The 23,371-nt window shown below is 50.8% G+C and carries 19 protein-coding genes; 4 read left to right on the forward strand and 15 right to left on the reverse strand.

What is annotated here, in order from left to right:
• Positions 1-309: 309 nt before the first annotated feature.
• The 10 genes from QZQ46_RS04265 to QZQ46_RS04315 all read right to left on the reverse strand — a co-directional run bounded on the left by QZQ46_RS04265 (position 310) and on the right by QZQ46_RS04315 (position 13,372).
• Entirely contained in the window at positions 310-1,320 is a 1,011-nt protein-coding gene (locus QZQ46_RS04265; protein ID WP_296827143.1) for a phosphate acetyltransferase, read from the reverse strand.
• Between the two features lie 129 nt (positions 1,321-1,449).
• Positions 1,450-3,891: a phosphate acetyltransferase gene (gene pta, locus QZQ46_RS10580; protein WP_308566000.1), complete on the reverse strand. Its 2,442-nt coding sequence runs from the start codon at positions 3,889-3,891 to the stop codon at positions 1,450-1,452.
• A gap of 181 nt (positions 3,892-4,072) precedes the next feature.
• Complete coding sequence (glmS, locus tag QZQ46_RS04280) at positions 4,073-5,902, reverse strand: glutamine--fructose-6-phosphate transaminase (isomerizing) (RefSeq protein WP_296827145.1); 1,830 nt, start codon at positions 5,900-5,902, stop codon at positions 4,073-4,075.
• Between the two features lie 276 nt (positions 5,903-6,178).
• Positions 6,179-7,534 carry a phosphoglucosamine mutase gene (gene glmM, locus QZQ46_RS04285; protein WP_296827147.1) on the reverse strand — a complete coding sequence of 452 codons (1,356 nt, stop codon included), beginning with the start codon at positions 7,532-7,534 and terminating at the stop codon, positions 6,179-6,181.
• On the reverse strand, positions 7,535-9,139 hold the full coding sequence (locus tag QZQ46_RS04290) for an NAD(P)/FAD-dependent oxidoreductase (RefSeq protein WP_296827149.1): 1,605 nt from the start codon (positions 9,137-9,139) through the stop codon (positions 7,535-7,537).
• Between the two features lie 15 nt (positions 9,140-9,154).
• Positions 9,155-10,054 carry a YbbR-like domain-containing protein gene (locus QZQ46_RS04295; RefSeq protein ID WP_296827151.1) on the reverse strand — a complete coding sequence of 300 codons (900 nt, stop codon included), beginning with the start codon at positions 10,052-10,054 and terminating at the stop codon, positions 9,155-9,157.
• 1 nt (position 10,055) lies between these two features.
• A complete protein-coding gene (gene cdaA, locus QZQ46_RS04300) occupies positions 10,056-10,868 on the reverse strand; it encodes a diadenylate cyclase CdaA (protein ID WP_296827153.1) in 813 nt (270 codons plus the stop codon).
• A gap of 159 nt (positions 10,869-11,027) precedes the next feature.
• Positions 11,028-11,513, reverse strand: a complete 486-nt coding sequence (locus tag QZQ46_RS04305; RefSeq protein ID WP_296827155.1) for an Rrf2 family transcriptional regulator — start codon at positions 11,511-11,513, stop codon at positions 11,028-11,030.
• A 247-nt stretch (positions 11,514-11,760) separates the two neighbouring features.
• Complete coding sequence (locus tag QZQ46_RS04310; protein WP_296827157.1) at positions 11,761-12,750, reverse strand: inorganic phosphate transporter; 990 nt, start codon at positions 12,748-12,750, stop codon at positions 11,761-11,763.
• Positions 12,743-13,372 (reverse strand): DUF47 domain-containing protein, encoded by a 630-nt coding sequence (locus QZQ46_RS04315; RefSeq protein ID WP_296827158.1) that lies wholly within the window; start codon positions 13,370-13,372, stop codon positions 12,743-12,745. The genes QZQ46_RS04310 and QZQ46_RS04315 overlap by 8 nt, the downstream gene beginning before the upstream one ends.
• A gap of 297 nt (positions 13,373-13,669) precedes the next feature.
• Between QZQ46_RS04315 and QZQ46_RS04320 the strand changes: the two genes are divergently transcribed.
• Entirely contained in the window at positions 13,670-15,775 is a 2,106-nt protein-coding gene (locus QZQ46_RS04320) for a transcription antiterminator (RefSeq protein WP_296827160.1), read from the forward strand.
• On the opposite strand, the gene QZQ46_RS04325 is transcribed toward QZQ46_RS04320, so the two are convergent.
• Positions 15,770-16,549 (reverse strand): LytTR family DNA-binding domain-containing protein, encoded by a 780-nt coding sequence (locus QZQ46_RS04325; RefSeq protein WP_296827162.1) that lies wholly within the window; start codon positions 16,547-16,549, stop codon positions 15,770-15,772. The genes QZQ46_RS04320 and QZQ46_RS04325 overlap by 6 nt on opposite strands.
• Before the next feature lie 255 nt (positions 16,550-16,804).
• Here QZQ46_RS04325 and QZQ46_RS04330 point away from each other — a divergent pair, with 255 nt between their 5' ends.
• Genes QZQ46_RS04330 through QZQ46_RS04340 form a run of 3 tightly spaced genes read left to right on the forward strand, consistent with a single transcriptional unit; the run spans position 16,805 to position 19,977 of the window.
• The gene (locus QZQ46_RS04330; protein ID WP_296827164.1) at positions 16,805-18,208 is read left to right on the forward strand and encodes a PTS mannitol transporter subunit IICB; all 1,404 of its coding nucleotides are present in this window, start codon (positions 16,805-16,807) and stop codon (positions 18,206-18,208) included.
• Between the two features lie 14 nt (positions 18,209-18,222).
• Positions 18,223-18,654 (forward strand): PTS sugar transporter subunit IIA, encoded by a 432-nt coding sequence (locus QZQ46_RS04335; protein ID WP_296827166.1) that lies wholly within the window; start codon positions 18,223-18,225, stop codon positions 18,652-18,654.
• A 57-nt stretch (positions 18,655-18,711) separates the two neighbouring features.
• Positions 18,712-19,977: a zinc-binding dehydrogenase gene (locus QZQ46_RS04340; protein WP_296827168.1), complete on the forward strand. Its 1,266-nt coding sequence runs from the start codon at positions 18,712-18,714 to the stop codon at positions 19,975-19,977.
• A 171-nt stretch (positions 19,978-20,148) separates the two neighbouring features.
• Here QZQ46_RS04340 and QZQ46_RS04345 read toward each other — a convergent pair whose 3' ends face one another.
• The 4 genes from QZQ46_RS04345 to QZQ46_RS04360 form a co-directional block, all read right to left on the reverse strand.
• A complete protein-coding gene (locus QZQ46_RS04345) occupies positions 20,149-20,928 on the reverse strand; it encodes an HpcH/HpaI aldolase/citrate lyase family protein (protein WP_296827170.1) in 780 nt (259 codons plus the stop codon).
• A 62-nt stretch (positions 20,929-20,990) separates the two neighbouring features.
• Positions 20,991-21,515, reverse strand: a complete 525-nt coding sequence (locus tag QZQ46_RS04350) for a DUF805 domain-containing protein (protein ID WP_296827172.1) — start codon at positions 21,513-21,515, stop codon at positions 20,991-20,993.
• A gap of 335 nt (positions 21,516-21,850) precedes the next feature.
• Positions 21,851-22,189, reverse strand: a complete 339-nt coding sequence (locus QZQ46_RS04355) for a DUF805 domain-containing protein (protein ID WP_296827174.1) — start codon at positions 22,187-22,189, stop codon at positions 21,851-21,853.
• A gap of 185 nt (positions 22,190-22,374) precedes the next feature.
• The gene (locus QZQ46_RS04360; RefSeq protein ID WP_296827176.1) at positions 22,375-23,325 is read right to left on the reverse strand and encodes a 5-bromo-4-chloroindolyl phosphate hydrolysis family protein; all 951 of its coding nucleotides are present in this window, start codon (positions 23,323-23,325) and stop codon (positions 22,375-22,377) included.
• Positions 23,326-23,371: the final 46 nt, after the last annotated feature.

Consider the following 23,371-nt stretch of genomic DNA (forward strand, 5'->3'; position numbering starts at 1 on the left):
TACGAAAATGACCTGCACTCCCGAGTAAAACTCGGTATAAACAAATCTAAAGATTTATTTACTGGCGTTCATTCAGTTCATTGTTCAGTTTTCAAAGGTCATCTGTCGTCGTAGTGACGACTTGTTTATCTTACCAAACTCGAAGGAGCTTGTCAAGCACGTTTTTGAAAGAACTTTCAAAAGATGCTTCGCAGCTGTTGTCTCAGCCGGTGTATAGGGTTTTGCCCCACAACTTCTTCAGTATACTATGATATATCAGGATTGTCAAGACAGCCGCGCTTTATTTTGTACACTATTTTTCAAAACAGACTATACGATTTCATCTAAAGCATCGCAGCAGCAAACCGTAATCGTATCGACGATAGTCTCCACCGTCGATGCCCGGGACAGATTCATGACCGGTTTAGCCAATCCCTGCAGGAGTGGTCCGAGAACAGTGGCCCCGGCGACGTGTTCCAACATCTTACAGCAAATATTCCCCGTATTCAGGTCGGGAAAGACGAGGATATCCGCCTTACCGGCTACGGGAGAACGCGGAGCCCACCGTTTGGCATAGGCCGGTACGAGAGCTATATCCACTTCCATCTCCCCGTCAAAGAGAAAATCGACATTGCGGTCGCTTAAGACCTGGACGGCTTTGCGTACCGTATCGGCACCGGATCCCCGTTCACTGCCCATCGTCGAATACGATAATAAGGCGACCTTAGGGGACTCGATTTTCAAGGTTCGTCTCGCCCTGTCGACGCAGCTGCAGGCAATGTCCGCCAATTGATATTCATCCGGCGTCGGAATGACATCACCGTCGCCGACGACCAGGACGCCATCGTGGCCAAACTGCATCATATCGGTGAGAAGAATAAAGGAACTGCTCACGGTATCGATTCCATCAGCCGTTCCGATGATCTGCAGGGCCCCATGAAGGACTTCCGGTGCCGGCGTTTCCAGTCCCACTACCATACCGGCCGTTTCTCCCGACGCGACCAGAGAGGCCCCAAAATAAAGGGGATTCCGCAAAAAGCGACGACTTTCTTCCAGGGTCATTCCCGATGCCCGCCGCCGATGGGCATAGGCTTTGGCGAATCGGTCAAAATCCCGATGGTCTTTCGGGTAAATCATTTCAGCCCCTTCCAGGTCGAGTTGGTATCGAAGGGCCAGTTCCCGAATGTCCTGCCGCTTCCCGATCAATACCGGGATGGCCAATTTTTCTGCCAAGACCCGATCGGCGGCCTGCAGTATCCGAAGATCATCGCTTTCAGGCAGGACGATTTTTTGAGGTTTTGAAGCCGCCCGTTGTTTTAAAGACGTAATATACCGGCTCATAACTATCCTTTCCGCATCATGTGTATTGATTTTATTATAAGGCAGATGTAAAAGAAAGCAAGCCGGAAAAGACAGACAGCCTCCGCCGGCATTGACGAAGACTGTCTGGAATGGCCGAAAAGAACGGCCTCACTTCAGGATAGGCTGAACCTTATCTTCCTTTCCCAAAAGGTAATGTTTATTGATGTACTGCGTATGAAGCAGCGATTCCGACAATTCACTGAGAGGTTCTCCCAAGAATTTGGCATACAGGGTCCGGAGCTCTCCATTTTCCCAGCTGGCGCGAGTCGGCTTTTGTGCGTCCATTGCATAGAGTGCTTCGATGCGGGCCCGCTTGGCCGGAATTTCCAGCGGCAGCTGAGTCCGCGGCTGGCCGCCTCCTCCGATACAGCCGCCGGGACAGGCCATGATTTCGATAAAGGCGTATTTTTTCCACGAATGCTTTTCTTCCATCAAATTGATGAACCGGCGAGCATTAGCCAGTCCGCTGACAGCGACGACGCGGATGATGTCGTTATCAAGGGTCAGGCCCGCTTCCTTTACCCCTTCCAGGCCGCGCACGGCTTCAAAATGAAGAAAGTCTTCATCGGCCGGTTTATGAGTCTTCAAATAAACGAGGGTCCGCAAGACACCTTCCATCAAGCCGCCGCTGTTGCCAAAGAGAGTACCGCCGCCGGACGATTCGCCAAAGACGCTGTCATAAGTCGAATTTTCAAGGCGGTCAAAATCGATGCCTTTTTCTTTAATCCACGCCGCCAGCTCCCGCGTCGTAATGCAGTAATCGGTATCGCGCATGGCCTCATGCTGCCAATAGCGCCCGGCCGTATTTTGTTCCGGTCTGGAAATTTCGGACTTCTTCGCCGTACAGGGCGTAACCGAAACGATGACCAGTTTGGAAGGATCGATATGCATTCGCTTGGCAAAATATGTTTTTATCATCGGACTGAGCATGCTGCTGGGACTTCTCCCGGTCGACAGGTGAGGAATCAGTTCGGGAAAGAAGATTTCTGTAAACTCGACCCACGACGGACAACTGCTGGTAAACTGCGGCAAGAGTTCCTTCTTATTCTCCATGCGGGATAAGAGTTCCGATGCTTCTTCCATAATGGCCAGGTCGCCGCCGAAGTTGGTATCAAAGACGTAATCCCCGCCGAGTCCGCGCAGGGCGGCAATCATTTTTCCCTGAACGTTTTCGCCAAAAGGCCTTCCGAAGGCATCGCCAAGGGCCACGCTCACCGAAGAGGACGATTGGAATACAACGACCTTATCGGGATCATCGATGGCCCGTTGAATCTCAGCACGCTGGGAAACGGTCGTCGTCGCCCCGAACATGCAGGTCAAAGAGCACTGGCCGCAGTGGACGCAAATGGGAACATCGCCCGTACTTTCCAAAGAATAATAGCCTGTCATGGACATGACTTCAGCACAGCGGCGGCGGCAAAGAGTGCAGTTCTTACATTTTTCCGGATTAAATTGAATCGAAATATTGCGGTTTTCGACGGCTACCCGACTGTCCAGTTTTTCAAAGCGACTAGTAAAGACCATATCCCGTTTCTTTTCGGCCTGCATATAGATGGCATCGCTGCAGCAGATGGCAATGACATCGGTAATATCTTCTGCCGTACAGCCGCGGGATAAGTCCATGACCGGCTTAGCCAACCCTTGGAGAAGGGGCCCCAATGCCGTCGCACCGGCCAAGTGCTCGAGGATTTTATAACAGATATTCCCGGAAACGAGATTGGGAAATACGAGGACATTGGCCTGACCGGCAACAGCAGACCCCGGTGCTTTCTGACGAGCAATGCGCGGTACCAAGGCAGCATCAGCCTGCAGATCGCCGTCAAACTCAAAGTCGACGTTGCGGTCCCGCAAAAGCCGGACAGCCTCGCGGACGCGCTCGACTTCTTCTCCGGCACCGCTGCCCATAGTCGAGTAAGACAAAAAGGCCACTTTCGGATCGAGGGTCTGAGCCGTCCTCCGAGCCCGTTCCACACAGCTGACAGCAATGTCAGCCAGCTGCTGAGGACTCGGTTCAATGACGACGCTGCAGTCGCCCATAACGAAGATACCGTCGTCGCCAAACTGGGGCTTATCGGTAATCATAATGAAGGAGCTGCTGACCGTTGACAGGCCCGGATGGGGACCGATGACCTGCAGCGCCGCCCGAATGACTTCCGATGACGTGGCGACGGCGCCGGCGACCATGCCGTCGGCAATATCAAATACGACGAGACAGGCAGCAAAGAAAATATAATTCGTTAACAGGGTTTCCCGGGCCTCGGCAGCTGTCATGCCTTTCTTCGCCCGCCGCTGTGCATAGTAGCGGCAAAAGGTATCCAGCATGGGATACGTTTCGGGATCGATGATTTCAATGCCGTCCATGTCGATCTGATACTCTGAGGCAACTTCGACGATGCTCTGCGGACGGCCGATCAAGATTGGGCGGGCAAAGCCTTCGGCCTGTACCCGTTCAGCAGCCTGGAGCACTCTTCGGCTTTCCGATTCCGGCAAGACGATTTTCTTCTGTTCTTTGGCAACGCGGCGTTTCAAATTATTAATAAAGCGCGACATAGGACAACACCTCACATCTTTCAATACACGGTCAATGGGTTAAGTATAGTATAGAACAAAAAGAAAATCCTTACCGCCGTTGTGACACGAAAGGTTATATTCAGCGACTAAAGGGCTGCCGGAAACGACAAAAAAAGAGCTGACCCGAAGGACAGCTCTCTAATCAGGCTGAGTAATGCAATTATTCTACCGTAACGCTCTTAGCCAGGTTACGCGGTTTGTCGACGTCGTTTCCGCGGCTGACAGCGATATAATAAGCCAACAGCTGCAGCGGAACGATAGCCAGAATCGAAACGACGAAATCGTCCGATGCGGGAACCTTAATCAAGGTGTCAACGGTATGGACGACTTCCGTATCATCATCCTGGGCAATGCCGACAACAAAGGCATCGCGGGCTTTGACTTCCTTGATATTGCTGATCATCTTGCCTTTGACTTCGACCTGTGTTGCCAAGGCAATGACGGGAACACCGGCTTCGATGAGTGACAGCGTGCCGTGCTTCAATTCACCACCGGCATAGGATTCAGCGTGGATGTAAGAAATTTCTTTTAATTTCAAAGCGCCTTCCATAGCCAGACCGTAGTCCATGGAGCGGCCGATAAAGAAGACGTCTTCCTTATCTTTGAAGGCACTGCACAGGCCTTTGATCGTATCGACCTGATCAAAGATCTGCTGGCACTGATCCGGAAGTTTTGCCAAATGAGCCAGGATTTTAGCTTCGCGGTCAGCCGGCAGATTGCCGTTCAAGCGGCCCATGTAAAGAGCCAAGAGGAGCAGCGTTACCAGCTGGGTCGTATAAGCCTTAGTCGAAGCAACGGCGATTTCAGGGCCTGCCAGCGTATAGGCTACCTGGTCGGCTTCACGGGAAATGGAAGAGCCGACGACGTTGGTAATAGCCAGCGACCGAGCACCGCGGCGTTTTGCTTCCTTGAGAGCTGCCATCGTATCGATCGTTTCGCCGGACTGGCTGACGACGATGCACAAGGTCTTGCTGTCAGTCAAAGGATCGCGGTAGCGATATTCCGATGCGATGTCAACTTCAACGGGAATGCGGGCCAATTTTTCAATGAAGTACTTGGCCAGAAGACCTGCATGATAAGCCGTACCGCAGGCAGTAATCAAGATCTTGTCGATGGACTTCACATCTTCCGGAGTCCAGTTCAGTTCTTCAAAGGAAACGTGCTTGCCGCCGTCAACAATGCGGCGTCCCATCGTATCCTTGATGGCCTTCGGCTGTTCATAGATTTCTTTGAGCATGAAGTGTTCAAAGCCGCCCTTTTCGGCTGCTTCGGCATCCCAATTTACTTCAAAGACTTTCTTCGAAATCGGATTGCCTTCGAGGTCCGTCACCCAAACCTTGTCTTTCATGACGACGGCAATTTCACCGTCATTCATGATGTAGGTCTTCCGCGTGTAGCTTAAGATGGCCGGAATATCCGAGGCAATATAATTTTCTCCATCACCGAGACCGACAATCAAAGGATTGTCCTTTTTCGTGCAAATGATCTTGTCCGGTTCAAATTTGCACATGAAAACCAAGGAATAGGAACCGTGGAGGAGAGCCAGGACCTTGCGGACCGTCGAGGTGAAATCACCGTCGTACAGGTCTTTGCACAGGTGGGCAATGACTTCCGTATCCGTTTCCGAGCGGAAGTGGTATCCCTTTTTGAGCAAGCCTTCCTTCAATTCCATGTAGTTTTCAATGATCCCGTTGTGGACGATGACAAAATCCCCTTTTTCATCCGTATGGGGATGAGCGTTGACGTCCGACGGACCGCCGTGGGTTGCCCAGCGGGTGTGACCGATGCCGGACGTGCCGACGACGGGATGTTTCTTGACTTCTTCCGCCAAGTTTGCCAGCCGGCCTGCTTTTTTGCGGACAGCAATAGCGCCGTCATGATAAACGGCAATGCCCGCCGAGTCATAACCGCGGTACTCCAGCTTGGACAGACCATCCATTAAAAATTCTGCCGCTTCTCTGTCTCCGATGTAACCCACAATACCACACATAGTTATATCCTCCTGATATAAAGTTTTTTTCCTTCTTATGATGAAGTTGTCGACAATGTTACCACTGTAATTTTCCATCATATGACGACTGAAGGTGCCGAGAGACATCCGCTGACAATTCGATACTTCTCTACCTCGTCTACCTGAATCATTCAGGTACTAGCGCTATCCATTATAACGTTAAGGATTTCCAAACGCCTGTATAAAAAAAACAGGAACGGAGTTCAATGAACTCCATTCCCATACTGTAATATGTTTGCGAGTTTTTGTCAATACCTACTTTGAAGGACCCATTTCATGTTCGACTACGACGGCGATATCATCGACGATCCGTTCCAACTGTTCCAGGTCCGGTCCTTCTGCCATGACACGAATAAGGGGTTCTGTCCCCGATGGGCGGACAAGAATTCGCCCTTCATCGCCAAGTTCTTCTTCGCCCGAAGAAATAGCGGCCATAATGAGGTTGTTGTCTTCCCATCCCGATTTCGTCTGAACGCGAATGTTTTTCAAAATTTGAGGATAACGGGTCATGAGAGCAGCCAGTTCCGACAGGGGTTTGTTCTGCTGTTTCATGATGCTCAGCAGTTGGACAGCCGTAAGCAGGCCGTCACCGGTCGTATTGTAGTCGAGGAAAATGATATGGCCCGACTGTTCCCCGCCGAGGGAATAACCGTCTTTTCTCATTTTTTCCAGGACATAGCGGTCGCCGACAGCCGTGATTTCCGTCTTGCAGCCCATTTCCTTCAAGGCCTTATGGAAGCCGATATTACTCATGACCGTACCGACGACGGTATCTTGTTTGAGACGGCCTTCGGCCTTCAATTTCATAGCGCAGAGGAGCATGATCTGGTCGCCGTCCATGTCCTGGCCTTTTTCGTCGACAGCCAGACAGCGGTCGGCATCACCGTCATTGGCAATACCGATATCGGCGCCGTATTTCAAGACCGTTTCCTTCAGGCTGTCGAGGCTCGTAGATCCGCAGTTTTCGTTGATGTTGATGCCGTTCGGTTTGTTATGAATAGCAATGACTTCGGCTCCTAAGCGTTCGAGGATTTCCGGCCCTAACAGCGACGCCGAACCGTTGGCCCCGTCATGGACGACTTTAAGACCGGAAAGGTCGATATCCGTCGACTTACAAATAAAATCCGCATATTCCCGCTGCAGGTCGGTCCAACCCGAAATCGTACCGATGGCAGCACCGGTCGGACGACTCTGAAGGCCGGCCCGTTCATCCTTCAGCATGTATTCTTCGATTTTGTCTTCCATTTCATCAGGCAGCTTATAGCCAAAGCCGTCGAAAAATTTTATGCCGTTGTATTCAAAGGGATTATGAGACGCAGAAATCATAACGCCGGCATCCATATGATGCGTTCTTGTCAGGTAGGCAATGGCCGGAGTCGGAATGACGCCTGCCATGTAGCAGTCACCACCGGCCGATGCGATGCCAGCTGCCAGGATATCGGCCAGCATGGTGCCGGAACGGCGTGTATCCCTTCCGATGAGGAAGGTCGGGTGTTCTTTATTCTGCCCAAAGATATAGGCAGCGGCTCTGCCCAAATGATATGCCAATTCCGGGGTCAAAGTGTCGTTAGCGACGCCTCGCACTCCATCTGTTCCAAACAATCTAGCCATTTACTTTACCTCCAAAGGTTGATATTTGCGAATAATTTCGACGGCCGTTTCCAAGCCGTCCAAAAAGGCGCTCATAATGCCGCCTGCATAACCGGCCCCTTCGCCGACCGGATAAAGGCCGGCCGCCCCCAGCGCCATGCGGTCGTCACCGCGGACGATGCGCACCGGGGCGCTGGTCCTCGTTTCGACACCGGTCATGACGACATGATCATCGTCAAAACCGTGAAGGCGCCGGCCAAAATACGGCAGGGCTTCAGAAAGGGTCGCCGTGACAAAATCAGGAAGGACGTCGTGTAGGTCAGTCCAGGTCACACCGGGACGATACGAGTGGATAGCGCCTTCCGCCGCCGCACCGGGACGCTTCAGGAAAGAGCCTACGGTCTGAGCAGGCGCATGATAGTTGCTCCCACCAGCCTTATAAGCCAGTTCTTCATAACGGCGCTGAAACTCAATGCCTGCCAAGGGCCCGTCACCGCCCATGTCGTCAGGCGTAACGTTGACGACGACGGCACTGTTGGCAATGCCGCTGTCCCGCTTATAAAGGCTCATGCCGTTGGTGACGACCCGTCCTTCTTCCGAAGCGGCTCCAACGACTACGCCGCCGGGGCACATGCAGAAGGAGTAGCACGACCGGCCATCAGGACTGTGGTAGACCAAGGCGTAATCCGCCGGTTCAAGGCCCAGTTCTTCTCCCGGGCAGCCGTATTGGTCGCGGTCGATGACGTCCTGAGAATGTTCAATGCGCACGCCGACGGCAAAGGGTTTCTTTTCCAGCACAATCCCCTTATCATGAAGCATGTAGTACGTATCGCGGGCGCTGTGACCGACGCCCATGACGACGACTCTGGTCGGATATTCATCGCTGCCATTGACGGTAACCGACCGGACCCGTCCCTTTTCATCACGGTTAATGGCCGTGACACAGCTTGAAAAATGGACTTCACCGCCCTTGGCTTCAATCATATGACGCATATTCTTGACGACTCGCCGCAGAACGTCAGTCCCGACATGAGGATTATAGGCATACATGATTTCTTCCGGCGCACCGGCATCGACGAAGGTCTGCAAAATCTGCCGCAGCATGGGATGATTGATGCGCGTCGTCAATTTACCGTCGGAAAAGGTCCCGGCACCGCCTTCGCCAAACTGAACGTTTGATTCGGGCTTAAATGGGCCGCCGCTCCAGAAGGTTTCTACATCTTTTGCCCGGGTGTCGACGTCGCAGCCTCGTTCAAAGACCAAGGGCGCGTAGCCGTGTTCGGCTAAAGCCAGGGCCGCGGCCAGTCCTGACGGCCCCGTTCCGATGACGACAGGGCGATCGGCCAAGGTTTCACTTCCGGGAATGATTTCCGGTGCCGGCGGTTCTACGATTTGGCGCACATCCTTATTGTCACGGCAGCGCTTCCAGACTTTCTTTTCATCGGTAAAGGACACGTCGACGGTAAATACAAAATAGATTCGCGGCTTCCGGCGGGCATCGATAGCCCTTCTGACAATGGTCAGGCCGGAAATATCACTGCGGCTGCATCGAAGTTTCTTGGCAATCAGGGCTTCTAAAGGCTTTTGCATGGGCACAGCCGTGCGAATATTCAATACTCTAAGCACAAAGTTTCTCCTTTTCTACTCTCGGATATGAAGGACGGCTTCGATCTCATCGGGGTACATATTGATGCCGTCTACAGGCGGGATGATGATCTTCCATGATTTTTCTTCCTTCATATTTTCGACATTAATGTCCGGCAAATCGATGGAGCTGATGTTCCGAAGGGTATCGGCAGAGCCCCGGATCTGGATGCTCGTCGGCTGAATCGTGACCGTCTTATTCTCGGTCTGACCGCTTATATTCACGTTTAAGGGGACGCTTTTAGACATAGCATCGTGGCCAATAGTTACTTTGACATTACTCTGCCACGGCGTCATTTCCAGCCCCTCAACGGGAGATCCTTCCGCATCGTATAAGTGGATCGGAGCCATCAAAGCAAAATCGCTGTTTCGCTGGTTGACCGGCACTTCGATGACGGCCTGGCTTACCTGCTGAATCAAGCGGCGGGCACCGCTGACGACGACCTTTTCTGGAACGATTTTCAGTTCACTGATAAAGTCTTTTTCATCCAAGGTCCCGACGACGTGAGGCGTCAGGGTGAATTCTTTAACCGTATAGACATCGACGGTTATCTTCGTCGACGTCATGCTTTGCTTTTTCAGCTCCGTCCCGCTCGGTATTTCGATGTGAATCGGCACGTCGACGTTCCCTTCCTGGACGTCGGACAAGTCAATGTAGGCCTTGATATCAGACGGACCTACATTGATGATCGTATTTCTCGGCCCTGACAGGCGGACGTAGACCGTCTTTGGCACATTCGACGTAATATATTGGGAATTGAGGTTTTCAACAGTAATAGGGACGGTATAGCTCCCTTCACTGAGCGGGTTTTGCTCGTTAATGATGACGAACCACAAGACGATAGCTAAAAGAAAGCAGATGATTTTGAGCTGCCAATTTTTATCAATCTTGTTCATGTTAGGGCCTCCATTTAAAGATATTCGCCAGGCCCTGAGGTGTCCGGGTCAAGAAAGTCTTTAGGACATTGCGCAAGGCATTTCCGTCAAGATGGCGATAAATGTGGCCGCCGTAGGTATAGGAAATAGATCCCGTTTCTTCACTGACGACGACGATGACAGCATCGGTCAGTTCACTGATGCCGATAGCCGCCCGGTGGCGAGTCCCCAACTCCGTAGACAGGGAACGGTCCGACGTCAGCGGGAGCAGGCAGCCGGCTGCCATAATACGATTTTCTCGAATGATGACGGCCCCGTCGTGAAGGGGCGTATTGGGAATAAAAATATTGCCCAAGAGCTCTCGAGAAACGAGGCCTTCAATGGCAATTCCGGTATCGATATAGTCGTTCAGGCCGACTTCGCGTTCAAACACGATGAGGGCCCCGGTGTGCGTCTTCGATAAAGACTCGCAGATAGCGATGATTTCATCCATGAGCCGTTCCAGTTCTTCCATGCTGATGACCTGGCCCGAACGGAACAAACGGCCCCGCCCGATCTGCTCCAAAGCCCGACGCAGCTCGGGCTGAAAGACGACGGGAAGAGCGACGAGAATAACCGTCATCCCCTGCTGCAGCATCCAGTTGATGACGTGCAGGTCGAGGACCTTACTGACGACCGTAACGACGCCCAGAACCAGGAGCCCTTTAATAAGCGCCACGGCTCGCGTATTGCGAATCAGGATGAATAACTTATAGAGCACAAAGGCAACGAGTAAAATATCCAATATGTCCAGCAATCGGAAACTGCTGATAAAACCTTGAAAGGGTAAGTACATAAGGCTTCACTCCAGGCTGTATTAAGACAATAAAAATAAAATAGGTACTTTTATTTTACAATATTTCAGGCATAAAAAAAAGGGCTGTCCTAAAACGCCCTCTTGACAGCCAAATTTGGGTCGTCCCGCTGGGGGACGGCCCTCTTTATGAACTGAGCCTTATGATGTTGTTCCTTCGCCGGAAACAGGCGCTGCCTGTTCTTTGGTCATACCTTGATGAACCAGGCGCAGTTCCTCTTCCTGCTTGGCCAGCATTTCAAAATCGATGGATTTCAACCGAGCGGCCAAATCACGCTGAATGTCAGCAAAAGCGGCATAAATAGAGCACATGTTGCTGCAGCCGCGACTGCACGAATCCATATCATTGAGACAGCGCTGCAGTTCCGTCTGCCCTTCAACGGCTTCGATGATATCGAATAAAGTGATATCCTTCGGAACCCGCTGCAAAGCGAAACCGCCTTCCACGCCGCGATAAGACTTCATGATACCGGCCTTCGTGAGGCTGCGCATAATTTTCAACAGAAAACGTTCCGGTATATTCTGTTTTTCAGCCAGCGCTGCGCCGGTAATTTTTGTGCCTTCCGGGAGCCCTGCCAAATAAAGGACCATGCGGAACGCATAATCCGTAGCTTGATTCAATCTCATAATGCTACCCCCTTACATCTTTCACTAACATTATACAATAAAAGACAAAAAAAGCATAGTTTCGATTTCCACATTAAGAAGCTCACAAGCATATTTTCTGCCCGGAAATTTGGCATCGTGCCCCTTTCCCAAAAGAGAATATAAAAAGCCCTCTTTCAGACAGTACAAGATTCTTCTTATTCCTCTTGCCTGCCAAAAGAGAGCCTCCACAGAAAAGACGGCCTTCATCGACGGACTTGCCAGTCGATCAAAGGAACTGAATAATTTCAAATATAATCGCTGACATCGCGGCGCTGATAGGAATGGTGACCACCCAGGCCACAAGCATGCTGCGGGCTACGCCCCAGTGAACGGCCCGGACTCGTTCGGCCGAGCCGATACCCATGATGGAGCCGGAAACGACATGAGTCGTACTGACCGGCAGATGGAGAAAGGTGGCCGTAAAGATGACTATCGACGAGTTGAGGTCGGCAGCAAAGCCGTTTATCGATTCCATCTTAAAAATCTTAGTTCCCATCGTCGAAATGATGCGCCAGCCGCCGGCAGAAGTACCGAGTGCCATGGACGTCGCACAGGCGATTTTTACCCAGACCGGGATTTCCATGGTGTCGATGTAGCCGCCGGATAAGAGAGCCAGGGCGATGATTCCCATGGCTTTCTGGGCATCGTTCGAGCCGTGGGAAAAAGCCATTAGACTTGCCGACAGGAGCTGCATCTTGCGGAACTGACGATTTAAAGCCAGCGGCGAATAGCGGCGAACGACCCATAACAGGCCGATCATGACAAAATACCCCGTAGCCAACGCCACGACAGGCGATAAGACCAGGGATAAAATAATTTTTCCAATGCCGCCCATATCGAGGGCTCCGGGGCCGACACTGATGCAGACAGCACCGATGACGCCGCCGATCAGGGAATGGGACGAACTGCTCGGTATGCGATAATACCAAGTAAGGACATTCCAAATGATCGAGCCGATCAAGGCGGCTACGATGACTTCCAAGCTGATTTCTGCCGGATTGAGGACTAAGTCGCCGCCAATGGTCTTGGCGACGCCGGTACTGATCATGGCACCGGCAAAATTAAGGCAGGCCGCCATCATGATGGCATGACGCGGGGAGATGGCCCGTGTCGATACGCTGGTTGCAATAGCGTTTGCCGTATCGTGAAACCCATTAATATAATCAAACAAAACGGCCAGCAGTACGATGGCCCAAATTAACCAATGCTCAGGCATATTTCAATACGACCCTTCTGAAGGTAACGACCAGATCTTCGCAATCATCGGTTACGTCTTCGACAGATTGAAGAATTTCTTTCCACTTGATAATTTCGACGGGGTCCTTGCAGTTTTGGAACAAGCTGGCCATTTCTGCATGATAGAGATCGTCGCACTCTTGTTCCAGCTTGAGGACCTTCTTGCTCCGGGCTTCGACCTTCAAGTAGTTCTTCTTGAGATCTTTCATATAGCCGATGGATTTATAGATTTCTTTCATGGCCTTGGCCGTAATCGTCGCCATTTCCTTGGCGCCGTCCGTCGCCTCTCCAATTTGGTACATGCACATCTTATCCATAATTTCACTGATATTATCGACGGTCGCATCAAGCTGGTCGATAATCTGCTGAATATCTTCCCTGTCCATGGGAGTAATGAAGGTCTTTTGCAGCCGCTTCATCGTTTCCATGACCAGGGAATCAGCCTGATCGGCCAAGGCGTCGATTTTTTCCAGCGCCATTTCTTTCGCAATTTGGCCGTTAATAGCCTGGCTCAAAAGTTCCGCCGCTTCATAGCCTAATGCAGCATGTTGATCCAACAGCGAAAAAAACTTCTCTTCCTTGGGCTTTAAGTGGAATGCCATAGTCATCGATCTCCTTATCGAATAGATAGAAATAAGCCTTCTCAAAATTAACACGATTATTTCATAGACTTTACAAGGCTTTACAATAGATTATATCATATGGCCTTTCTTTATTCTACAAAAGAGGTGCCTTTTCTGGACGAGAGAGGGTGCGATCTATGCATTATAAAGATGCTGTCACCATTTCAAAGGACAAAGTTAAATTACTTTAAATTGCCCCGCCGGCTGTCGTAAGTTATACTGTAATGAAAGATATATGGATTATTGAGAAACCATGAACCCCCAGGAGGTGAGCACATGGATTTTACACCTCGCATGCAGCAAATTCTGCGGCGCTTATTACAGGAAACAGACTTTCTCTCTGAACAGGCTCTTGCCGACGACCTTGGCATCAGCAAGCGAACGGTCCAAAGAGAACTGGAAGGAACCGAAAAAGCGCTGCTGTCGTATAATCTGAAGCTGGTCCGCCAAAAGCGGGCCGGCATCTATTTAGATGGCACGGACCTTGATAAGAAAGAGCTGTCAGCAGCCCTTGAAGATACGGTGGATATGGACTTTACCGATAAAGGCACGCGCCGCCGCCATCTGCTCTTTGAACTGCTGCGCGACAGAACGCCAAAAAAACTGCTTTATTACAGCACCCTTTTAGGCGTCAGCGAAGCGACGGCCGCTTCGGACTTAGAGTCTCTGGCACCGTGGCTGGAGAAGAATAATTTAAAAGTCCTGAAAAAACAAGGCTATGGCGTCCTGCTCACAGGCAGTGAAAAGGATTACCGCGAAGCCATGCACCGCTTCATCAGCGAAACGACGAGCGCCGACGCCTTCAAAGACCTGCAAAACGCAGACAAATCCCTCTCCAAGGCCTTGGCCAATATCGCTGATAAGGGCGTTTACCAACTACTGAACACCCATACGATTCAGCGCGTCTATGACGTACTCAAAAAAATGGACGAAAAAAAGATCAGCCAGTTTACGGATACGGCCAAAATCGGACTGATCATTCACATCGCCATCGCCGTCGAACGCATCGCCAAAGGGCAGGATGACGATACGGACGAGGAAATCGCTCCCATTCTGGAAGACAGCGAAAACGCTGCCTTGGCCCGGCGAATCGTAGCCGCCATGGAAGATGAATTTCAACTGACCATGCCGCCCATTGAAGCGTCGTATCTCCTCCTTCATATTAAAGGAGCTAAAATCAGATATCACGACAGCGACCTCTTAGATCTGCCCAGCACGGTCGATGAATCGGAACTCTTGCGCGTAATCGATGATATGATTGAGGCCTTCGACACCCGCCTGGCCTATGACCTTCGCTGTGACGACGAGTTTCTCCAGGGCCTTTTCGTTCATTTACAGCCGACGATCATCCGCCTTCAGCACCATTTAAACATCATCAATCCCATCCTCGACGATATCAAGCGCGAATATGCCGAGGTCTTTCAAAAAGCAAAAAGGGCGGCAAACGTCTTATCCCTGGCCCTGGATACACCGGTCTCGGACGACGAAGTCGGCTATCTGACCATCCACTTCGGTGCTGCCTTAGAGCGAATCAAAGGCCATGAAGCCTTTACGCGAAGTGTATCCATCGGCATCGTCTGTGCCAGCGGTTTTGGCATTGCCCGCCTGATGATGACCCGACTGAAAAACAAGCTTCCAAAAAATACGAACCTCCAGGCCTACAGCAGTGACGCCGTAACCGAAGAAGTCCGCCGGCAGACGGATTTTTTCGTCTCCAACCTGCCCTTATCGATTCCCGATGCCGACGTGCTCTACGTCTCGCCCCTCATTTCGCCGTCAGAACTGCATCGCATTGAAGGTAAAATTGAAGAATACGCTCATGTCCGTAAAAACCAGCCCGCCGTCGATACGCCGACCGAAGACGATTTCATTTCGACCTTAGACAAGACCCGTCTCCTTTCCCAAGAAATCGCCGGCATCCTGAAAAATTACCGCCAATACACCTTGCCAGAAAAGACAACCTTTGCCGAAGCCGTCCACGCCCTGTCCTCGGCCGCCGTCGAAGATGAGGAACTGTCGGCCAAGCTATTTGACGCTATCATCACCCGCGAACGGCTGAACAGCCAGATATTCCCGGAACAGGACTTTGCCCTGCTCCACTGCCGCACGACGGTGGTAACGCAGTCCTTATTCTATACTGCCGTTCCTGACGGAGAAACCTTTATTGACCCTTATTTTCATGGCATCTCGACGATTTTATTCTTAGTCATGCCTCAAGACGAACAGAGCCGACTCCATACAGACGTCCTCGGCTCCATCAGCAGCTCCTTAGTCAGTGACAGCGCCTTCGCCCAAGCCATTCACGGTCATGACGAAAAAAAAATCCGCTACCATCTGCAGCGGATTTTAAAGGTCTACTTTGCCAAGACCCTCGGGTTATAAGTAGATATACTGTCTCAACTTCTTTACATACGAACGGCCGACAGGGATAGGCGCCCTGTCTTGTCCCTTTAGGATCAAGACGTACTGATGATTGAACCAAGGCTCGATTTGCCGGACTTCATCAATATTGACGATGTAATTACGGTGGCAGCGGAAGAATACCGACGCCGGCAGGCGCTGCTCAAATTGAATCAGGCTGAAATGGGTCGGATAAACTTTTCCTTCCAGGGTAACTAAATATGTCCTGCGTTTTTCCGCATAAACGAGGCGAATGTCGTCACAGGCGATGAGCTTGATCTTATCGCCTTCATCGACGGAAAACCGCCGCATCGGCAAAGAAAACTGCCCTTCATCATCGGCGGGCGCCACGAAAGAATCTTCTCTCAGAGAAGGTTCTTTTTTTATGTGCAGGGCTTTAAATTTTCGGACAGCCTGTGCCACTTCCCCTTCGGTCACGGGCTTTACTAAATAATCCAAGGCCGTCAGCCGCAGCGTATGGGACACGAAGTCGCGTTCACCGGTCACGAAAACGATATCCGGTTTAGGCCCTTCTTTTTTCTGAATCCCTTCGGCAATGGCAAGGCCGCTCATGCGAGGCATTTCAATTGTCAGAAAGACGAGATCCGGTTTGTATTGTGTAAGACATGCTTCAGCCTGTTCCCCTTCATAACAGATAGCGGCGACGGTCATGTCCGGATCCGCTGCCGACAGGCATCTTTTTAATTGCGCCGCCATGAGCGGCTCATGATCAATAATTACGACCGAAAGGCCCATACTATCGTCACCTTTCCATGAGTTTTCCCTTATTATACCACACTCGATGAAGCCGTCTACGATGGCTGAGCCCAGGCAGGGACTGAATTCTTCACGGTTGTCACGTTGAATGTGGACAAAGTTAAATTACTTTTAATTGATTTTGGTATGTACGGAAGGTATACTGTAACCATCAAGAGAGCAGCACAGTGCAGTCCGGAGTGCCGAGTCCTGCTCCGTCAATGGATTTTATGGTTACAAAATTGGAGGCTTACTATGAAAGCAAAAATACAATCTTTCGGCCGCTTCCTCAGCAGTATGGTCATGCCGAACATCGGCGCCTTCATCGCCTGGGGTCTCATAACGGCACTCTTCATTCCCAGCGGCTGGCTGCCAAATGAACAGTTAGCCAAAATGGTCGGACCGTTCCTGACCTACGCACTTCCCTTACTCATCGCCTTCCAAGGCGGCAAGATCGTCGGCGGCCTTCGCGGTGCCGTCATGGGCGCCATCGCAACGGTCGGCGTCATCACCGGTACGACCTATACCATGTTCTTAGGGGCTATGGTCATGGGCCCTCTGGCAGGCCTTGTCATCAAAAAGTTTGACGAAGCTGTCGACGGCCACATCAAACCGGGTTTTGAAATGTTAGTCAATAACTTCTCCGTCGGTATCTTAGGCATGATCATGGCCATCATCGGTTTCGAACTCATCGGTCCGGTCATGGGCGTCATCCTCTCCTTCTTAACGGCCGGCGTCCAGTTCCTCTTACAAGCCGGCATCTTCCCCCTTATCGGGCTCTTCGTTGAACCGGCAAAAGTATTGTTCCTCAACAACGCCATCAACCACGGCATCTTCACTCCCCTCGGAGCTGAACAAGTCGCCGAATCGGGCAAATCCATCTTCTACATGATTGAAACCAACCCCGGCCCCGGCGCAGGCGTTCTCTTAGCCTACTGGTTATTCGCGAAAGACAAGATGACCCGCCAATCCGCACCGGGCGCGCTCATCATCCACTTATTCGGCGGGATCCACGAAATCTATTTTCCGTACATCCTCATGAACCCGGCTCTTCTCTTAGCCACCATCGGCGGCAGCGTCGCAGCCCTGTTCTACAACATGATCTTCGATCTCGGCCTTTCCGGCCCGCCGGCTCCCGGCAGCCTCATTTCCTACTTGGCCATGGCACCGAAAGGCTCGACCCTGGCCGTCATCTTGAGTATCGTCATCGCAACGGCGGTATCCTTCTTCATCGCTTCGCCCATCATCAAACTGTCTAATGCAAAATCGGGAGAATCCCTCGAAGAAGCACAGCAGAAGATGCAGGACATGAAAGCCGAATCGAAGAATGAAGCCGTAACGACGGCTGCAGCAGTCGACTTGAAACAGATTACCAACGTCGTCTTCGCCTGCGATGCCGGCATGGGCTCCAGTGCCATGGGTGCTGCCGTCCTGCAGAAAAAATTCAAAAAAGCAGGCCTTACAGACATCACCGTCAGTCATGCTTCCGTTTCTGAAGTTCCGGCAGATGCCCAACTCGTCGTTTGCCACAAAGACCTGGCAGACCGAGCCAAAGCCAGTGCCCCTAACGCCCGTCTGGTTACGATTACCAATTTTATGGCAGCTCCCGAATACGGCATGCTCGTCGATGAATTAGCCGCTGCCCGCAACGAAAAATAAAGGAGACGTTCTCTATGAATACGATTTTACAGAAGAAAAATATCATCCTGAACTGCCAACCCCAGCCTAAAGAAGATATCATCAAGAAAATCGGCAAGATTTTCTCTGAAGACGGCTATACCAGCGAAAAATATACCCAGGCCATGCTCGATAAAGAAGAAGTATTCAACACAGCCATCGGCAATGCCGTCGCCATCCCTCACGGTATTGAAGCCAGCAAGGGCGAAGTCAAAAAATCGGGACTGGTCATCATGACCTTCCCGGACGGCACCGACTGGGGCGGTGAAACGGTAAAACTCGTCATCGGCATCGCCGGTGTCGGCGACGAACACCTCGATATCCTGAGCAATATCGCCATCACCTGCTCCGATGAAGACGACGTCGAAGACTTGCTCCACAGCTCAGCCGACGACATCTTCAACACCTTCGCAAACATCGAAGCCTAAACAGCTTCATTACTCATAAAAAGACTACATCTACTTACCTATTAGGAGGATCTTACCATGAAAACAAAAGCAGTCAGAATGTATGGCACTCGCGATTTACGTTTAGAAGAATTCGAACTCCCGGAAATTAAAGACGATGAAATTTTAGCGAAAATCATTACCGACAGCATCTGCATGTCGACGTACAAACTCGTTGAACAAGGAAAGAACCACAAACGAGCTCCGCAGAACATCGATACCAACCCGATCATTACGGGCCATGAATTTGCCGGTGTCATCGTTAAAGTCGGCAAAAAATGGCAGGATCAGTTCAAACCGGGCATGCGCTTCGCTCAGCAGCCGGCCCTGAACTACAAAGGAAGCTTGGCTTCTCCCGGCTACTCTTATGAATTCTTCGGCGGCGATGCTACGTACTGCATCTTCCCCCACGAAGTCATGGAATTAGGTGCTCTCATGCCTTACGAAGGAGAAAGCTTCTACGAAGCCTCCTTAGGCGAACCCATGAGCTGCATCATCGGCGGCTATCATGCCAACTACCATACGAATAAACAGAACTACGACCACGCGATGGGTACTAAAGAAGGCGGCAACATCATCATCCTCGGCGGCTGCGGCCCCATGGGCCTCGGTGCTGTCAGCTACGGCATCCACTTCGAAAACAAACCGAAGCGCATCGTCGTCACCGATATCAACGATGCCCGCATCGCCAGAGCCAAAGAAGTCGTTTCCCCGGAATACGCAGCCGAACACGGTGTCGAACTCATCTACGTCAACACGTCCAACATGGACACGGCTTATGATGAACTCATGGCTCTCACCGACGGCCATGGCTATGACGACGTCTTCGTATATACACCGATCCGCGCCGTCGCCGAACTCGGAGGCCGCCTCTTAGCTTTCGACGGATGCCTCAACTTCTTCTCCGGCCCGACGGACAAAAACTTCAGCGCTGAAATCAACCTCTACGACTGCCACTACACCAGCACCCATATCATGGGCACGACAGGCGGCAACAACGATGACCTCATCGAAGCCAACACCTTGGCAGCTAAAGGCATCATCGATCCGGCCGTCATGGTCACCCACGTCGGCGGCATCGACAGCATCGCTGAAACGACGCTCAATCTCCCCAACATCCCTGGCGGCAAGAAACTGGCCTATACCCAGTTCAACATGCCCATGACGGCGATCGAAGACTTTGCCAAACTCGGCGAAAAAGATCCGTTCTTCTTAGAACTGGACAAATGCTGCAAAGCCCATAAGGGCCTGTGGAATGCCGAAGCCGAAAAAATGATCCTGAAACACTTCAACGTCGAAATCTAATCACGCTTTCCTTCTCAAAATTCTCTATACAAAAGGAAAAAGACGAGTACCTGATGACCCCGGTTATCAGGTACTCGTCTTTTTTATGCAGATCTGAAGCGGACGGCATCAAACATGTCACCTGCCGCATTAATTCTTTATTCATCTCAGATAACTCAGCCGCCATCACACTTATTTTCGGATATCGGCTACGACTTGTTTATAAGCCTCGATAAGGATATTGAAGTCGAGGTTATGAGCGATGCCGTCATAGCCTTGGGTGATATAGTCTCTGGCCTGTTCCGTCGTACCGGTAAACATATAGCAAAGTTTTCCGGCGTCGTGGCAGGCCTTCAGGATTCTATCCGTCGCTTCTTTAAAGACAGGGCTATCAAATTGACCGGGGATGCTGAGGCAGGTCGAGAGGTCATAAGGGCCGATGAAGATGCCGTCCAGTCCTTCGATTTGAACGATGTCTTCGATTTGTTCCAGGGCTTCCTTCGTTTCGCACTGGGGCATGACCACCAAGCGATCATTGCTGTTGGCGTAGTATTCTTCCAAGGTTTCTGTCGCCGCCCAGGAGGCGTTACCAAAGCCTGTCCCTCTCCCTTTAATGAAGCCTCTTTGACCGATTGGAGCGTATTTTGCCAAGGCCACGGCCTTCTTGAAGTCATCCAGTTCCCGTAGGCAGGGCAGGATGATGGCCTGGGCTCCGCAGTCAGCCGCCCGCTGGATGTCTTTATGGTCGACGTTTGCTAAGCGCACGACAGGCACGAGATGCACCAATTCGGCCGCCCGGATGAGGTTCATCATCGTTTCTGTATCAAAGGGCCCGTGTTCCGTATCGATGATGACAAAATCAAGGCCCGTATAGCCGAGGCATTCCACCTCGGCCATGTTTCCCATACTGACAAAGGTACCGACAGCGGCTTTTTTAGCCGCCGCCAGATCACGCAAGCGATTCAAAGACACGACAACATCCTCCTTCATAAGAACTAAATTTATAGTCTCCTTGGATAATCAGAAAGTTTAACTTAATGCCGCATCAGCGGTACGCTATCCAGCGGATCGGGCCCATAGTGATTGGGCCCCGTCGTCCCTTTAGCAAATAACAAGTAAAGACTGACGATCAAATCCGCAACCGGAACGAATAAAAAAAGATAAAACCAACCGCTCTTATTAAGGTCATGACAGCGTCGAATGGTCAGCATTACACCGGAAACGCAAACGGCAATAGCAGCGGGGATTACCAATAACAGCAATAGAGGAAAAGGTATAGCCAACATGACAAGTACTACAAAAACAAAGAATTCTGCGAGACTTCTGAATAAATACCGTTTGCGGTTGAGCCGGCCCCGATGGGAAAAGTACATTTCCCCAATCGTGTGCTCATGGGCAGGGTTTCCATCATAGTAATCCCCATTGGGAAAGGAGCTGTATTCAACATGGGAAGCAAAATCATCTCTCCTCGAGGTACCTCCGACGGCCTTTCCGCACTTAGCACAAAACTTCGATCCTTCAGGGATTGGCGCTCCACAGTGTGAGCAAAACTTATCCATAAGAATGCCTTCTTTCTAAAATATGATGCTTTCGGTGTATGAGCCCCCTTTATCAATCTGATAAGGCCACCGTAAAAACGAGCGTATAATATACCGGCTCTTTCCCGTCCCCCCTGCCCCACCTCTTGTATTCAAAAGGTTCCGCCACTACTGTTCTATGAACAAAAAAACCGTAGCAGCAACGAATGCGGCTACGGTCTGCACAACGTATAGGGACGGATTTTTCACAGGCCCGGTACGTGTTTATTCTCTAAGCTGACAATGACAGTAAGGCACAATGGGTTACAGATATGGGTGGTACACAGGCAAATATCGCTGATATGTGGCTTTTTCTATCAGCCTGCAAACTGGCTGTCGAGGGGATCGGCACCATACTGGTTGGGACCCGGCGTTCCGGCAGCAAACAGTAAATAGAGGGCAAAGAAGAAGTCGATGATGGGGATAAACATCAATAGGTAATACCAGCCGCTTTTATCAAGATCATGGCAGCGACGGATGCCCAACATGGCGGCACTGATGGTGGCAATGAAGGACACGGGGTAGGCCAAATAAGGCGATATTTGAGCCAATAAGGTACCTACGATAGTGGCAATGATCATAACAGCAAGAGTTCTGATGAAATAGCGCAGTCTGTTAAGTCGTCCGGTATAGGAAAAGTATTTTTCTTGTATCATGAGTTCTCCTTTTAAATAAACAATCCAAAAAACGCAAGAAATAATAGACAATCCATATCAAAAAACTCATATACTACCTGAGCTGTCGGCCCCTTCAGTTATGATGGTAACATATTTCTTCTTTTTTCTCTATATATTTTACAAACAGTTTTCATAAAAGCCGATTTTAAGCAGAAAAGTAAAAATCAGGCACTGTATTTATGAAGATAGGATGCATAATAAAATTCATCCGTCGTCATATTAATGAAGCGCATCCCCTCGACGATTCCCAAAAAGCCCGGAATAAAGGTCCAGCAAAATAAAGCATAGACGATGCCGCGGACGTTTCGTTTCATGTAAAAATGGTGAATGCCCAATGACCCTAAAAAGAAAGCCAGGGCCGCCGTAATCAGCCGTTCTTCATTGATCTTATGGCGCAGTTCCGGCGTAATGGATGAAAAGGTTCCGTCCGTATAGGCATCGAAGCGATGGGCTGCCCGCTGTTTCCACGCTGAAAAAGCGCTTTTCTTTCTCCGGCTCTGGCCGGATTCGGATTCCCGATAAACGCCTCGATTCGACAAATTGCGGGTCATGGCGACGACTTCTCCGTCAATAACCTGCAGTTCTCCCTGCAGAATCTCCGTAAATTGGTTCTCATAGGCCGCATCCATCTGAAGGAACAAGTCTCTTACCTTTTGCTTGGTCGTGACCACCTTCTGTGTCTTAAGACCCGTTGCCTCAAGCTGCTTATACTTGTGTACTAAAAACACGGCTCGGTCCTGATAGTAGTTAATAAAGGGCTCGGCCAAGGGAATCCGTTCCGGGTACTGCTGTAAATAGTAGAGGAGATTGCGGGCAATATGCTGCATATTGGAAGCCCTGTCCCATAGTTCCGAATCGGTCAGGCCCCACCGCTCGCCTTCCAGGCGATTAAAATCCGCTACGGCCTTCTCAAAGGCTGCATCATACCGGTTTGCCGACTTTCCCTTGCGCCGACCGAGCTTCAAGGACAGCCTGCGGGGCTGTCGTTCCAGCCGGTGGAGAATATAGAGGGAAAGGATGATGCCGATGGCTCCCACAGGGCGGCCATAAAAGAACCAGGCGCCGCCGCCAATAGCCATGCAGAGAAAAGAAAAGACATATAAAATATATTTCAAACGAATACCTCCTTTATCACCTGTCCTTTATTGTACCAAAGTAGCA

The sequence above is a fragment of the uncultured Megasphaera sp. genome (assembly GCF_900539295.1).
GTDB lineage: Bacteria > Bacillota > Negativicutes > Veillonellales > Megasphaeraceae > Megasphaera.